Raw genomic sequence first — 16,462 nt, 5'->3', positions numbered from 1 at the left:
CAACTCATATTTGATGACTTTATTATAGAACATTCGTTCGTCATACGCAATTATCAACAACATACTTTAACAGAGCCTTTTTTTAAAAAAAATTGAATCTCTTTTCAATTACGGCTTCCCTAAAAAAGAGAGAAATCGCATCCATTCTACGTACCTTCCATCCTCGATTACTATTTCAAATATATCAGCACATTTTACCAATTAGGTTTCTATGAGTGAATGGGGAAAAGAAGTGAATAATAAAAGGCGAAAGCAAAATGAATGGAGGAGTATTAGTGAAAAAGATTGGAATTCTTGTGGTGGGGTTTATGATAACACTTTCTTTCTTACCTGCACTCAGTACTTCAGCAGAAGCTAAGCAGGCTGAATGTGTAAGCGAAGCCAACGTGAAAGCAAAAGAAGACATGAGAATCTTATGGAACGAGCATGTCATCTATACCCGTAATTATATTATAAGTGCCGTTGATGGATTAGAGGATCAGGATGTGGTCCTTGCAAGATTACTTCAAAATCAAAAAGACATCGGGAATGCAATAAAACCTTTTTACGGCGAAGAGGCTGGTAATAAGCTGGCTGATTTGTTGACTGAGCATATTGTATTGGCAGGAAAAATCGTTGATGCCGCAAAAAATGGAAAGCAAGCAGCGGTGGAGAAATTAAACAAAGAATGGTATCGAAATGCAGATGACATTGCAGGATTTTTAGCAAAAGCAAATCCTTACTGGTCTGAAAATGCGCTAAAAGACCTGTTATATATGCACTTGCAATTCGTCAGCGATGAAGCAGTCGCACGTATCAAGAAAGACTGGAAAGGAAACATTACAAGCTTCGATAAAGGGAGAGCCCATATTCTTCACCTGTCTGATGCCCTAACAGCTGGAATTGTAAAGCAGTTTCCGGAGAAGTTTTAATTGTTTCAGAGCTAGGATGATCGAGCCATCCTGGCTTTTAATAATCTTCATTACCAACTCTGTCACTTCTTCTTTCAAGCAGCACCACATCCCGCCAGGCTCCATCCAGTCTTCCAATTCTTTCTCTTATGCCTACCTCACGAAAACCATATTTTTTATGAAGGTGAATACTCGAAAGGTTCTCTGGAAAAACCCCTGACTGTAAGGTCCAAATTCCTTGTTCCTCACTTTGTTCAATTAATGATTTCATGAGGGCGCTCCCAATACCTTTTCTATTATATTTCATACTGACATACACACTGACTTCAGTGACGCCTGCATATACGCATCTACTTGAGATGGGACTCAGGGCGGCCCAACCAACTATTTGCCCATCGATGATTGCTACAATCCGACAATCCTTAAGATGTGTTTCGTCTCAATCTTCCCAAGAAGGTACTACGTTTTGAAAATTCGCGTTTCCTGTATTGATCCCCTCTAAATAAATGTTACTAACTTGTTCCCAAACTGACGGGAGCATGGCTTGTATTTTCATCATTTCACCCTTTTCAAGAAGAAAGTTGACCAATTTTATTTTGAATAGAAGCAAGTAATGCCTCTCAGGTCCAATGAATTACGTAGTTCGTTAAACTGCAACCTTTAAGAAACAACCTTTTGAAAAAGATTACCTCTTATCTTCCAAGTCAATCTCCTTGATGATACGGGCAGGATTTCCACCCACCACTACATTAGACGGGACATTCTTTGTCACAACTGCACCAGAAGCAATAACCACATTATCACCTATCGTCACTCCGGGATTGATAATTGCGCCTCCACCGATCCAGCAGTTGTCTCCGATTTTGACAGGCTTCCCGAATTCCGGTCCTTTGTTTCGTTCAATAGGATTCACTGGGTGAGTCGCTGTGTAAATATGTACTCCAGGTGCGAGCATACAATTTTCACCGAAGCGGACTTCACACACATCCAAAATCACACAGTTAAAATTAGCGAAGAAATGATTGCCGACGTGAATGTTATATCCATAATCACATCTGAAGTCAGGCTCTAAATATACGTTTTCCCCTGTAGATCCGAACAACCTTTTTATGGCATCCACTCTCTTCTCATCATCTTCTTCTGTGGTTTGATTTAGCATACGAGTTAAAAAACGGGCTTGTTTTCTCTCACTCATTAATTGCGGGTCCCATGGTTCGTAAAGATCACCGTCCAGCATTTTCTGTTTTTCAGTTTTCATTTAAGTGCCTCCTTAATATGTAGTAAGTTTACTATTTTTAAATTGAATATACCAGAAGAGTGTCTCTTCTGGCTCGGTTGGGAGTCTGCCAAGGTGATTTAAACTGACAAATATGAATTGATCAGTATTCTGTATGTGGTAAATGGTATTAGGAGTCCAGTAAATTCTTCATGATCAGTTCATTCTTAGAATCTGATGCTCTTCAATGCAGCCCCATTTTCTGACAGATAATGAAGGATCTTATGATGATAATGTTGTTTAATAATGGATACCTCCTTCTTCAATTTGTCAGAATGTTTACTCGTTCCCGACTCAGGGTGTGATCTATACTTCAATAAAACCTCATCTAAATAATATATGACATACCCATTGATTAACATCCTGTTCCACATCTCAAAATCTTGCGTGAATTTAAATTCTGTACTGAAATATCCTATATCCCTGAACACATCTTTATGCACCATGATGGAACACCCATTGACAGGATTGATAGACAAAAAGGTATGATATATTTCTTCTGCATTGGTAAATCTCTTTCCAATGCAGGGGAGCAACACTTCATTTGTTTGGTTAATAACATCATAATTATGGAAGCTTGCCTTAGCCCTCCTTCGTAACATATAATCCAATTGCTTCTCTATTTTCAGATGATCGAAATAGTCATCTGAACTCAACCAAGCGATATAATCTCCACTTGCTCTCTTTATTCCTTCATTTACAGCCGATGCCGTTCCTCCATTTTCTTTTCTGAAGTAGTTAATTTGATTTAAAAAGGGTGTTAGCCTCTCAAGTTCTTTTGTTGATCCATCATCAATTACAACTACTTCAACGTTCGAGTAAGATTGATTCAATGCACTACGAATCGCCTGATCGACATATGAACAATTATAAAAAGGTATAACAATAGACACAGTAGGTTTCAAGAAAACTCCTCCAATGTTGCCTTGAACAAAGACGTAATTACTATAGACTATTCACTCCATTGTTTTATGCTTAGACGAATGAGCTATAAAGTGGCTATCATATTCAAAAAAGAACTAAACCAAAGGCGGTTTAGTTCTTTTTTTTATCATTGATCTATTCTTTAATCAACTCATTCTCAACAAGCCAGTCATGAGCCACAACGGATACACTATTCCCTTCAATATCCACTTTGTAATTTAGCTCCCTCATAATATCACTGTTAAGTTTATCGGCTAATTTAGCGGTGATGTCTTTGATTTCCGGGTATTTTTCATAAACGTTTTTATTTATGCTTACGGCGGCCCGGTACGGTGGAAAGAATTTCTTATCGTCCTTCAACGTCACCAGGTCATAATCTACAATCGTTGCATCTGTCTCAAAGGCAACCGAAACATCGACTTGGCGGTTATTCAGTGCTCTTTGGGTCAGGCCGAGATCCATCTGTTTGATCTGTCCCGAACCGAATTTGAAACCGTACAATTCCTCTACTCCTGGAAGACCGTCCGGACGATTCGCAAATTCTGCATCAGACGCCATTGTTAATTCGCCAGGATTGTTATTGACATAATCAGCCAGATCACTGATTGATACAATATCCAATTCCTTTGCCTGATCCTTATTCATGACTAGTGCGTATGTGTTATTCACATTGGACATATTCATCCAATGAATGTTCCTTTTCGCATCAAGCTCTTTCACTTTTTGAAAGGTCTTTTCGGGGTCTGACATCGGTTCTTGTCCCATATATGTGATAAGGGCCGTTCCCGTGTATTCCCACATCATATCCACCTGCTCGTTTTCCAATGCTTTACGAACAACCGTACTTCCCAGGTTGTTCATTTGCTTTACTTTGAAACCTTCTTCCTTTAATAGAAAAGCGGTCATCTCTGAAAGAAGATATTGCTCCGTAAAGTTCTTTCCACCTACAGAAATTTGTTTACCTCCTATCCCTACGTTCGAACAGGCGCTTAGCATAAGAGTCAGGATGAGAATCCCTATCCACTTTGAATTCCGTATCATGATCGTCACCTCCTGCTTTATGAATTACATTTCTAATGTTTGTTTCGTACCTTTTGGAACGACGATTCTCTCCACCAATCGCAGTAGTAAATCTACCAGTATCGCTAGTATCGTTACAGGTATGGCGCCTGATATTAAGTATCCATTATCGAACAATTGAATACCTGTAAAAATCCATACACCTAATCCTCCACCACCGACGACATAAGCCAGGGCAGCTGTACCGATATTCAATACGACCGCTGTTCGGATTCCAGCCAGGATTGAATATGCTGCATTGGGTAATTCAATACGTAAGAGGATTTGATACGGCTTCATCCCCATTCCTCTGGCAGCATCGATAAGATTTTCATCAATTGAGTCAATTCCAGCAACCGTATTTCTGTAAATCGGTAAAAGGGAATAAATAAACAGTGCAAAAATGGCTGTTTTAAAACCGATTCCTAATATACTGATCATAAGTGCAAGAACCGCTAAGCTAGGAATCGTTTGGCCAAAATTGACTGTATTAGACACGATCCACTCTGCTCGTCTGAACTGCTTTCGTGTAATCAAGATTCCAGCCGGGATCGCGATTATAAGAGCTAATATGGAAGAAACAACTACCAGCTGTAAATGCTGCTTCAATAAAAGGAGAAACGTTTTCGATTGACTGAACATATAATCGAAGTATTGATTTTTAATAGCCCAGGCAAAGAAAAGGATGACCAGTGCATATACGAAATACCGAACGACATTACTGACAACCTTTTTTGTATTCACAGAATCATCCTTTCTGAACCAGGTTCGTTTTTCCTTTGATCTCATAGTGTAGATATTTTTGTACAAGATCAATCGTAATGGCCCCTTGTTTAATACCTGCATCATCCGTCACGATGACCTGGTCAGCTTCCTGATTTAAAAGCATTGACAAGGTATTTCGAAGATCATGACGAATATTGATCGTTTTGGTATCAGGAATGGATTCATCAAAGTCAGCTAAGCCAATGATGTTCTTCAAGTTTTCAATCGTATGTAAACTTAAACTTTTGATGGCACGATCTTTACCAAAGAACTCATATACAAAATCACTTTTTGGACGGACGAGCATTTCTGATGGAGTGTCGTACTGCATGATTTCTCCTCCACGCAATAGAACAATCTTATCTGCCATTTTAATCGCTTCATCGATATCATGACTCACAAAAAGAATCGTTTTCTTCACTTCACGCTGTATCTGCAGAAATTCATCCTGTATTTTTTCACGAATGATTGGATCAAGTGCCCCAAACGGTTCGTCCATCAACATTACTGGAGGATCTGCTGCCAGCGCCCGAATAACACCAATTCTTTGCTGCTGACCTCCGGATAACTCATGTGGATATCTCCTACTGAACTTATCTCCGTTAAGGCCGATCATATCCATCAGCTTATTGAACCGCTCTTTCTTTTTCTTTTTGCTCCAGCCTAGCATGTCAGGAACAATCATAACGTTTTCCTCGATCGTCATATTAGGGAACAGTCCGTTACTTTGAATGACGTACCCGATTTTTCTACGCAATTCAATTTGATTTAAATCCATTGAGTCCTGCCCGTCGATGATGATTTTTCCGTCTGTAATCGATTCCAGCCTGTTCACCATTCGCAATAAGGTGGTTTTCCCACACCCTGATGGACCTAATAATACGACTATGTGACCTTTCTCAACGGTAAAGTCGACACCTTTAACCGCTGTCACATCGCCTTCGTAAGTTTTCGTTGTATGATCAAATGTAATCATCTCTTCACCTCTTCCACTTTATGCAATGCTTTTTGGTGTGTATCGCTTTTGAATCCATAATAGGATTGCATCTGCAATCATAGCCAATATCGCCACTGCTACAGATCCACTAATAATTAAATAATTGTCTCCTCTGGAAATCCCTTGAGTAATAAGGACTCCGAGGCCACCAGCTCCGATATAAGCTGCAATTACACCGATTCCTATGTTTAAGACGACGGCTGTTCTGATCCCCGCCATGATTACAGGGAATGCATTTGGGATCTCTACCCGCAGCAGACGTTGATGAGTCTTCATCCCGACCCCCTTCGCCGCATCACGCATCTCAGGACTTACGTTTCGAATCGCTGTATATGTATTCCGTATAATAGGTAGCTGAGAATAAAGAACCAATGCCACAAAGGCCGGAACAAATCCTATTCCCTGGTTGATGATTGAAAAAATCGGAATCATCACCCCAAACAAGGCAATGCTGGGAATAGTCAGCATAACCGAGGCAATCTGCAGCACGGTCTCCGCCAAATAATCATTGGTTGTTAAATATATCCCTAAAGGTATCCCGATTAAAAGGGCAACGAAAATCGCAAGTCCGACGAGCACTGCATGCTCAATCGTCAAGTCAAGAATTCGAGGTGCATTAACCTCCAGAAACTTCATCCATTTCTCCACAGTTTACACCCTCCTTTATTTTTGTATTTTGGGCAAAACAAAAGCCGTCCAGGATCTAATCTAGTCCTGACGACCCACGGATTTAGTATAACCGTATAATTGCGCCAACATTCTTTTACCCCATTTGTGGAATTTTGAAACATTATGTCGGAAAATAGTGGTGGAAAAGGTTAAGTTTTGGCTGTGAATTTTTGTTGGATCAAGAGGTGTAATGAGAGGTGTGGAGGGTATGCGATACCTATCATTGTTTAGTCTTTTTTGGTTTTTTGGGAATTATATAATAATTTTTTAAAAATTAGAATTTTTTAGTGAAAGAGTTATGAAACGGTCGGTTGGGTCCATTAGGGTTTAATTTTCATGATGATGCATGTGCTGAAAAAGGAGATAACGGCGATATTTTCGTTTTAACGGCGAATCGGTCTCAAACCCATGATTGCAAGCGTACCAACCTTTTCTGCATAATTAATAACACCAAATCCCCCTCTCCCCTCACGTCCAAACAAAAAAACCGACTCTACTATCAGAGTCAGTCATCCAATCACTTCGATTCAACTGTATCCAACAATTCCACTTCTACCTGTTCACCACTATCAAAACGATGAAATTTCTCTAAGTGCCATAAATCTCTACGTCTTGCATATCCATTTATCCCTGCCCATTCATGCATGTCACGATATGCATCTCTAATTCCATGATTCGTCCCTTGATAAAAGGTACTTACATAGGTTTGTGGCGGAATCGTTAAAGACACCATGCCAGGGGGAATAACTTCAATCTTCTCCACTTCCATCCCTACCCAGTATCCATCCAAGTCGCCAGTAGTGTCCTCTGCAATGAACGCACCAAGTTGAATCTGCTTATTTATAAGATGCTGAATCTCATGGACCCTTTCTTTCAATTTAGAAGCAGCTTTTGGAATCTCTATTATGTACTGGTCACCGGGGCATACGACTCGAAAACCTATTAAGTTCAATTCACCATTTTTCTTCACTTTTATGTTACGCGTTATCATAATTATACCTCCTCAATTGATGATTTCTAACACATTTCCATCTGGATCAACAACATAGCCAATAGTATTCACTGATTTTCTCGAGGCACTGTAATACTTGGTTTCTAGTAGTCGATAATATTGAAATAATCGTAATGTATTTGATTCCTTGATAGAGTTTGTTATTTCAAAAAGGAGTTGTTTATCAGAATTTGCATATGGAGCACCCTTCATCAGTCTATTTCTGGCACGGTGAAGAGCGGTCTTGACCGATGTATCGCTGATTCGAAGCATTGAGGCGATTTCTTTAGATGAGTAGCCATACACGTCTTTCAATATGAGAAGCATAGCTTGCTTAAGGGGTAACACTGTAAATAGACATTCCAACAGAGAGTCATATTCGGTAAAGTCATGCGATTCGAAATGATACTCTTCATGAAAATAAACCATATCTTTTCTTCTTCTTCTCCCATCGATAAAAAGGTTTTTGGCGATGGTATAGAGAAAGGACATGGATAAGTTTCGTTCGGGATCTGACTTCATCAATCTGTAAGTTTTCAAAAGGGTATCCTGAACAAGGTCTTCTGCTTCTGGAATAGAACCAGATAGCTTCATACAATACTTATAAAGTTTTAGAATCGTAGTTTCCAGTTCCTCAAAAATCAACATTTTCGTCCTTTCAAAAAAAATTTAAAAACATTTGTAACTTTTATTCTAGTATAATCGTTATACCAATGAATTCCAAATAGAAGGAGTGAGTTTTTTGTTTAAAGTCGGTAGTGTATTTATCCCGGTGACGGACATGGAGAAATCGATGAAATGGTATGAAAAGCATTTAGGTGTGAGAAAGATTGATACCTGGGATGGTGGTGCAGGTTTTTATTTCCCTAATAGTGACACTCAAATAGGATTGGTTCAGGTGGAATCCCCTCAGCCTACTGAATTTGTCATCAGTGGGAAGAGGAAAAATGTGTACTTTAATTTTTTAGTAGACAATATTGAGGCTGTGCATGAGAAGTTAAAGAGTGCAGGTGTTGTCACTACCCCTATTGAGGACTTTGGTGGTATGAAAGGGTTTGATTTCTTTGATCTAGACAACAATCCCTTTAGTGTCGTAAATGAACAAGAAGATTCTCCCTTCCATCGAAAAAACATTAGAAAATCTCAAGAAACAAAAAAAGGAAGTTCAAGTTACTGATTCATCTTTAATCATTCCCCATAAAAAAGAGGTGCTCTCCACTGAAGGGCACCTCTTTTTATTATTAACACATATCCTTTTCTTCTTCTTCCACACGCTTGACATTGGTCCTTGGTGTACAGAAAGTTCCTAAAACTTCAAGAACGACTGGATGAAGTATTTCTATTTCCAGGCATGCGATGAGTTGAAGTTTCACTTGTTCACGAGTGAGGCTTCCCTCTTTCTCACGACACTTGATATCCATAAGAGAGCAGTTCACATTGCTTGCATCCATTCCTTCTGGTAAGCATACGGCTAGTTTTTTATCAAAGAAGATTGGTACTTCCATGGTGCAGAAATCTTCTTCATTAAATAAGGATTGGATGGTCACAAGCAAAAACGCTTGCCCCCGTATCACTACATAACCCGGTGTTCCAGTTTCGAACGAAAGGAGCAAGCATCTCGTCTCGGTATTTGGATTGAGCTGACACTCTACATGTATTCCATCTCCTCTTGCCACGAGTTCATCTACAAACTCCCTGCAATCAGGTGAGAGACTGACGGATTGAGTGGTGTTATGGGTTGCGATGACCCAGTCATACACTTTTTCTACAGAGATGCATTCAGGTCTTATACTTCCTGGTGGCGGAGGTGGGGCTTCTTCTCCTAATTGAACGTTTAACTGTAGGTTTTCGCCTTCTCCAAGTACAATGGAAATCTCTTTGACCGGGTAGCCTGCTGCAGTGAATCGAATCACGTAGGTTCCTGCAGGTAATCCCGTTAGGATATAGAATCCATTTGGATCTGTTAAGGTAGAACGAATCGGAACAATGGAACCTATCGGGAAGATTTGAACAAGAACTTGGGAAATGGGTTCGCCTGTTCGAATGTCAGTGACAATCCCACTTATGCTTGACGGATTATCCTCTAATAAGAAGTTGACTGTCGTCGTGTTACCTCTTGTCACGGTGACATTTTGCATTTGACTTTGATATCCTTGTGCACGCACGACCAGTACGACTGTTCCCCCAGGCAAACCAGAAATGATGTAACTACCATTCATATCTGTAAGGGTAACTCCCAGTAATATTCCATCGAGTGTGAATACTTGGATGATTGCGTTCCCGATCGGATCGAGCGTATTCACGTCACGTACATTTCCCGTAATGGTAGCGGGATTTGGTTCTAAAGCGGCATTGAGGATGGCTGTTTCATTCGGGCTTAATGTGATCTTGAACGTCGACCTGACGTATCCATCAGCTGAGAAGATCACGTTGTAATCACCAGGTGCCAGACCAGTTAATATATAATTTCCTTCTTGGTCCGTCAAGGTGGACGCTACTACGATTCCACTTCCACTGATCACCGTAATGACGCCGGCACTTTGGATAGGCAGTCCTGTTGTCGCATCGGTTACATTACCTGCAATGGTTGCTGGCTGGCGCAGGAGATTCACATTAAGTGTCCGGTCTTCACCATTGGTAAGGAAAATCCTGAAGACTTCACTTGTGTATCCATCAGCTGAAAAGACGACTCGATATTCTCTGGGATCTAACCCCTCAATCACATACTCACCAGAGCCATTGGTAAGGACAGAGGCAATCGGGATCGTTGTACCTATTCTGAAAACTTGTACTAGAGCGGATTGAAGCGGTTGATTGTTCACGTTATCCCGTACAATTCCTCTAAGAGTTGCGGTTTGGTTTGATAAGCTGAAATTCAGTGATTCGGTTTCACCCGGTGATAGCGTAACGATATTAATGCCATCTGCGAAACCGGGTGCACTCGCTATAACAGTGTATTGACCTGCTCCCAAACCGGAAATTGTGTAGAAACCATTATCATCGGTTAAAATGCTTGTAATAAACACGCCGTCAGAGTTAAAAACTCTCACTAACGCACCTTGTATTCCGGCAGCCGATTGAGCATTTAATACCTCGCCGGAAATGGTTGCTGGATTCGGGTCAAGATTCGCATTCACCGTTTCTGTCCCATTTGGAGCAAGGATGACCGGTACAACCTCAGTGGCATAGCCGTCTGCTGATATGACTACATTATAGCTTCCCTGTGGTAAATTACCGATGGAATACGTACCGTCACTGGATGTAATGATGCTCCCAACAACGATGTCGGTATTTGGTATAACCACCTGTACAAGTGCACCGCTAAGTAGATCAAATGTGTCTGCATCTCTAATCGTTCCTTGAACCGTTGCAGGGAATGGAACAAGTTCAACATTCAGCACTTCACTATCACCAGGTGATATAAATACGGTATTCACATTTATGGCGTAATCTTGAAGCTGAGCTTTCACCTCAAAGGTTCCTTGCGGCAGTCCTTCGATTAAATAGTTTCCGTTTTCGTCAGTAAGGACACGTCTCACCAGAATGTCGGTTCCACTTAAATAAACTTCAACAATTACACCGGTTAAAGGGGACTGATCGAATGCATCAACGATGTTCCCACTAAGAGTCGCGGGATTGCCCTGAAGATTAAAGTCTAATAATGTCGTAGAATCAGGCTGAATGTTTGTTTGAACAATTTCGGATTGATAGTCAGGGTTAATGGCGGCTACAGAATAGCTTCCTTGAGCAAGACCTTCGATAAGATATGTTCCGTCAACAGACGTTTGTACGGTCGCTACTACTGTTCCCTGGTTGTCGATGACCCTGATTAATGTGTCTGTCAATGGTTGTAATGTCGCAGCATCTCTAGCAGTTCCGACAAGGGACCCCGGATTTGGCGTAAGAAGAAGCTCAATTTCAGTAACACCTCCACTCATCACTTCTGCCGATACAGCGCTTGTGCCAAAACCAGGACTGCTTCCGACTAATACATATACCCTTGGGGAGAGGGTCGTCGTCTGGAAGAACCCATTCGAATCCGTAATCGTGGTAAAAATGATTGGACCCGATCCTGAAAGCTCCCTGACTTCGACGTTTGCACCTGGAATCGGATTAAGCGTGAGCGAGTCCCGGACAAATCCTTGTACGATACCCGGATTTGCACTTAATGCAAAGCTTAGTAAACTGGTTTGATTTGATTCTACGATGGCACCAGCCGTCTCCGGCCCAAAATCTGTTGCATTGGCAATGACCGTGTACACTCCAGGACTTACTCCCGAGAAGGTATATTCTCCGTTTTGATTAGATAACGTGGTTTGGACGAGAACATTCGTGAAATCGTATAGTTGAATGACGGCGTTAGGGATTGCATTTCCGTTAGTAAGATTTGAAATAAACCCTTGGAGTTGACCAGGATTTTGCGCCAGATTCAGGGATGCAAATAGAATATCCCCCGGGCCACCGATAACAGACTTCGTATCCGTTCCAAACGAAGAAGCATCAGCTGTGATATTCAATGTTCCTGTGGGTAAAGAGAAAAACGTGACAAATCCACTTTCATCTGTGATTCCTGTTGCAATAGGGATGTTATTGGCGTGCCTCACCGTGACCGTTGCTCCTTGGATTGGATTCGCAGTGTTTTCAATCAGGACTTGAACGGTTAACATTACTGGAATTGCAGCTAATACGTTTGTTACAGTACTAGTTTGATTGGATTCTACGATTGCTGAAACGGTTGAGGAAGAAAAGTTCGGTACCGTAGCTGTAATGAAGTACGTACCCGGCGCGAGAGATGGAACAGTGTATGTGCCGTCTGAATTTGCAAAAAATGCAACTACCAGAACATTGTTTTCATTGTACACTGAAATCTGAATATCATTTCCTGTTATTGGATTTCCATTGGTGTCTTCAACATTTCCTTCTAATGCACCTGGATTTTCTCCTAGTGACAAATCGGCTCTCGTATCTGTATCACTAATGACAATGGCTCCAATCTGCTCTGTGGTAAAATTCATTTTAGTTGCTGAGACAATATATGAGCCCGGTGATAAGCCACTAACTGAATAGTTTCCAAATACTGAAGTTGTTGTTGTTGCGACTGGAATTTGAGAACTTCCATCAATGATGATTACAGTTACGCCTGAAATCGGTTCTCCTGTGGTTCGATTAGTGATCTGACCGTTGATGGAGCCCGGGTTCGGTATCAAGGAAATATTTACATCGCTTAAATCTTGACCCACCTCTACGAAAATCCCTGTAATGACCTGCCCGAACCCAGGTGAATTGACAACCACATTGAATGATCCGCTTGGAAGATTTCCGACAATATATTGTCCAGATGAGTCAGTGAATCCTGAACCGATTAAACTATTATTTTGATCAAGGATTTGTACAATGGCGTTTACAAGTGGATTTCCAAGATTATCCGTCACGATCCCTGACACTGTGCCTGGGTTTGGGGTAAGAGTCAGATCCACGGTTGAAGTTTGATTCGCCAGGACGAAAGCTCCAGCCTGGGCAGTTGAATAGTTAGGAGCCGATCCTAAAACGGTGTAGTTTCCCGGCGTTAAATTATTGAATGAAAATGTCCCATCCTGATTTGGCACGACTGAATCGATTAATACGTTGTTAACATTCCGAAGTTGAATAGTTGTATTCGTTAAAAGGGGGCTGATGGTCCCCGTTATCGCTCCTGGATTAGGTTCCAGTGAAACCGAAACCGGCGTTGTCTGCCCTGAATTTACTAGGGCTCCCACTGTCCCGTTTTGGAAGTCGTTTGCAAATACATTCACTGTATAGTTATCAGGTGCGAGTCCTTCAACCATGAATATTCCGTTTGGATCCGTTAATACCGTTGTAATCAGTGTTCCTGAGCTATTCACGATGCTGACACTTGCTCCAGGGATAGGGTTACTCCCAACACTGTCTAAGACTGTCCCCGTTATCTGACCGGGATCAGGTTCAAGTGCGATGCTTCCATCCACTGTTTGATTTGAGGTGACTTGTACAGTAGCGGCATTGGTTTGAAAATCTGATGCTGAAACCAGGACCGTGTAAATACTTGGAGCCAATCCATTTACAACATATTCTCCATTATTATCTGTCAAAACGGTCGCGATGACTGCTCCACTTGAATCAACAATTCTTACCTCCACATTTGCACCAACTATTGGCGTGCCTGTTTGGGCATTTGATACGATTCCAGATATTGAACCTGGATCAGCTGCCAAGTTAAAGTTCACGATAGAGGTCATATTCGAAACAACAGTCACCCCTTGAGTGGCAGCCTGAAAATTTGATGCTGCTGCGACAACGGTGTAATTCCCGGGGGCAAGGCTCTGAACCGTGTAGGATCCGTCAGGTGACGTGACAGTGGTAGCAACAATGATTCCTGCCCCGGTACTGATTTGAACCGTAATACTTCCTCCGGCAATCGGGGCATTATTCGTGTCTCTAACAAACCCCGTCAATGTACCTGGATCTTCGTTTAACGTAATATTTAACGAGGTGGATTGACCATTTACAATCATTGCTGCAACGGTTTCAGTGGTGTAATTGGGTGCACTAGCAACAACCGTATAGCTTCCAGGAGGAAGTCCGGAGACCATGTAGTTACCATTTGAGTCAGTTACTACAGAATTAATCTGAATATTATTTTGGAATATGGTAACCGTTGCACTTGGTATCCCGGCGGCATTGGGATCCAGTATTGTTCCTTGAAGTGCTCCAGCAAGCTTGGATAAAAACGCATTCACAGTTGTAGAAGTGTTTGATGTAACAACCGCACCGAGGTTTATGGTCGCAAACCCGTCAGCTGTAAAGATAAGAGAATACGATCCAGGTAGAAGACTATCAAATGAATATTGTCCACTTCCGTTTGTTGTTGCAGAGGCTACGATGACATTTTGACCGTTCACTGCCTGTACTGAGGCTCCTGAAATGGCCGTCAAGGTATCGCCGTCTACTACCGTGCCTTGAATAGAGCCGGGATTGGGCTCAAGGAAAATGTTGGTTACTGTGGTATTGCCAGCTGTAACCGTTGAAGATACTGTCGTTGTACTATAGTTTGTAGCGAAAGACCTGACTTGATAATTCCCTGGAGCGAAATTATTAAAGGAATATTGACCGCTTCCATCTGCCGTCGTGGTGGCAATGAGTACTCCGTTTGAATCAATCAACTCTAAATTTGCCAGTGGGATGGCTGTATTATTGGAGGAATCACGGACCGTACCTGAAATAGCTCCCGGATTTGCAAAGAGGGTAAAATTGACGACCGCTGCCTGGTTGGGCGCTGTCATGACGGATTTAACTTGAGATTGAAAACCGGCTGCGATAACAGAAACATTATAAATACCCGGAGTTACATTTACGAAAGAATAGTTTCCTGCTCCGTTAGTGGATGTGGTGTCTATTACGGTTCCTGAATTATTGAGAAGCTGGACGGCTGCATTGTTAATGGGACCGCCATTTGATACATTTCCGGAAATCGTACTCGGCTGAGGTACAAGTGCAATATCCGCCGTTGTTGATGTACCACCTACTGCCGTTACGTTAGCTGATCCTGTTACATAGTTCGTTAAAGCAGCCTGTACTGTATAGTTTCCAGGTACTACATTCGTAAATGTATAAAATCCACTTGCGTTTGATTGAGTTGTAGCAATCGTGCTCATTCCTTGAAGAAGAGACACTGTTGTATTCGGGAGTGCCAATCCTGTTGATTGATCGGTAATTATCCCATTGATTGTGGCGGTCTGCTGGACAGTGATATTGACGACAGATGTGTTTGATTGTATTGCATTCCCTGATGAAGTATCAAAACCTGAAGCTTGTACCCTATCTAAATTCCGTGAACCACTAGTCGTGAATGCACCATTTAATGTAAATGTTAATGTTGCAGTGGCACCGGGATTCAGATTCCCCACATTCCAGGTAAGCAATTTAGTCACTGAATTGTACGTTGTTAATCCTTGTGAAGTGGAATTCACGACAAAAGAGTTAACGACATCAGGCCCGATAATATCATCCAGAAAGACAGATGTTGCTTGAGAACGCCCGGAATTGGTGACTGTAATGGAGCCGCTCCAATTTGCTTGCTGGCCAAGAACAACTGTTTGTGGCCCGGTGTTCAATACCTTATTCGTTGTTAATTTTGCTCTTATATCAGCTTGTTCTGGAGTGATGGGGTCTGTCAATGCATTTGCAAATGAAAAACCCTCGCTCGTTCTTAAGGAATCTTTATTAAAGTTATTAGCGTTTGCAGAGGTAAAATACACGGCACGAATAGCTGATGAAGCATTTATGCCTAAGAAAGAGAAGACGGTGCTTGCCGGGAGAAACCAATCAAGAAAGAAATCCTGCTCCCCACCAATGCTGGAATCAGCAGGCGATACCCTGGCAAAATCAAAATTGGTAATCTTCTGGGCGAAATTAGGATTCCCCCCTCCAGTTCCTTCAGCTGGATCATTCCACGAATTCACTAATTTCACTGTATTTTTAATCAAACTCACACGATTATTCAACCCATCTACGTTAAAGAGCCAATCGTACGTCCCTGCCACACCAGTAGTGTTGATCAAAACACCCCATGAGAAATTCCTGAAGCCTGTTAACTGATTGTTACGGGGGTCCCCATTCAGCCTTAACCGGAAATAGACATTGGTACCATCGTACGCGAAGAATCCTGCAGGGAATGTTGAATTTCCTACAATATCCGTCGATACGGGACTCTCGTCTCCCAAAACGTCAAACAATGGTGTTCCCCCTACTAAAACCGGGGTGTATTGTGCATTACTGGGAAATGCCATAAAAAACCCTCCTTTAAATGATTTGGTCTTTATTATGGTATTGAAACAATAGGAGTTTTGCCTTACCAAATGACTAGAAAACTTGTG

At 41.6% G+C, this 16,462-nt stretch carries 12 protein-coding genes; 2 read left to right on the top strand and 10 right to left on the bottom strand.

Features of this window, described 5'->3' with window-relative positions:
* Positions 1–275 precede the first annotated feature (275 nt).
* Complete coding sequence (locus RSX31_RS04360) at positions 276–911, top strand: glycosyltransferase (protein ID WP_315633494.1); 636 nt, start codon at positions 276–278, stop codon at positions 909–911.
* Between the two features lie 37 nt (positions 912–948).
* Here RSX31_RS04360 and RSX31_RS04355 read toward each other — a convergent pair whose 3' ends face one another.
* From RSX31_RS04355 to RSX31_RS04315, 9 genes are all read right to left on the bottom strand, one after another.
* On the bottom strand, positions 949–1,302 hold the full coding sequence (locus RSX31_RS04355) for a GNAT family N-acetyltransferase (RefSeq protein ID WP_315633536.1): 354 nt from the start codon (positions 1,300–1,302) through the stop codon (positions 949–951).
* A 273-nt stretch (positions 1,303–1,575) separates the two neighbouring features.
* Positions 1,576–2,148 (bottom strand): sugar O-acetyltransferase, encoded by a 573-nt coding sequence (locus tag RSX31_RS04350; protein WP_148993785.1) that lies wholly within the window; start codon positions 2,146–2,148, stop codon positions 1,576–1,578.
* Positions 2,149–2,333: 185 nt separating this feature from the next.
* The gene (locus RSX31_RS04345) at positions 2,334–3,071 is read right to left on the bottom strand and encodes a glycosyltransferase (RefSeq protein ID WP_315633493.1); all 738 of its coding nucleotides are present in this window, start codon (positions 3,069–3,071) and stop codon (positions 2,334–2,336) included.
* 154 nt (positions 3,072–3,225) lie between these two features.
* Positions 3,226–4,131: a glycine betaine ABC transporter substrate-binding protein gene (locus RSX31_RS04340; protein ID WP_315633492.1), complete on the bottom strand. Its 906-nt coding sequence runs from the start codon at positions 4,129–4,131 to the stop codon at positions 3,226–3,228.
* Positions 4,132–4,155: 24 nt separating this feature from the next.
* The gene (locus RSX31_RS04335; protein ID WP_315633490.1) at positions 4,156–4,893 is read right to left on the bottom strand and encodes an ABC transporter permease; all 738 of its coding nucleotides are present in this window, start codon (positions 4,891–4,893) and stop codon (positions 4,156–4,158) included.
* A gap of 4 nt (positions 4,894–4,897) precedes the next feature.
* Positions 4,898–5,890, bottom strand: a complete 993-nt coding sequence (locus tag RSX31_RS04330) for an ABC transporter ATP-binding protein (protein WP_315633488.1) — start codon at positions 5,888–5,890, stop codon at positions 4,898–4,900.
* Positions 5,891–5,908: 18 nt separating this feature from the next.
* A complete protein-coding gene (locus RSX31_RS04325) occupies positions 5,909–6,559 on the bottom strand; it encodes an ABC transporter permease (protein ID WP_148993781.1) in 651 nt (216 codons plus the stop codon).
* Between the two features lie 538 nt (positions 6,560–7,097).
* On the bottom strand, positions 7,098–7,571 hold the full coding sequence (locus RSX31_RS04320) for a GyrI-like domain-containing protein (protein WP_315633485.1): 474 nt from the start codon (positions 7,569–7,571) through the stop codon (positions 7,098–7,100).
* 12 nt (positions 7,572–7,583) lie between these two features.
* A complete protein-coding gene (locus RSX31_RS04315; RefSeq protein WP_315633483.1) occupies positions 7,584–8,219 on the bottom strand; it encodes an RNA polymerase sigma factor in 636 nt (211 codons plus the stop codon).
* A gap of 94 nt (positions 8,220–8,313) precedes the next feature.
* Here RSX31_RS04315 and RSX31_RS04310 point away from each other — a divergent pair, with 94 nt between their 5' ends.
* Positions 8,314–8,748 (top strand): VOC family protein, encoded by a 435-nt coding sequence (locus tag RSX31_RS04310; protein WP_315633481.1) that lies wholly within the window; start codon positions 8,314–8,316, stop codon positions 8,746–8,748.
* Positions 8,749–8,812: 64 nt separating this feature from the next.
* On the opposite strand, the gene RSX31_RS04305 is transcribed toward RSX31_RS04310, so the two are convergent.
* A complete protein-coding gene (locus RSX31_RS04305) occupies positions 8,813–16,375 on the bottom strand; it encodes a carboxypeptidase regulatory-like domain-containing protein (RefSeq protein ID WP_315633479.1) in 7,563 nt (2,520 codons plus the stop codon).
* Between the last annotated feature and the right edge of the window lie 87 nt (positions 16,376–16,462).

This window comes from Rossellomorea yichunensis (genome assembly GCF_032337515.1).
GTDB classification, from domain to species: domain Bacteria; phylum Bacillota; class Bacilli; order Bacillales; family Bacillaceae_B; genus Rossellomorea; species Rossellomorea yichunensis.
Note: the sequence above shows the minus strand (reverse complement) of the source record. Positions and strands in the feature narration are given on the sequence as shown.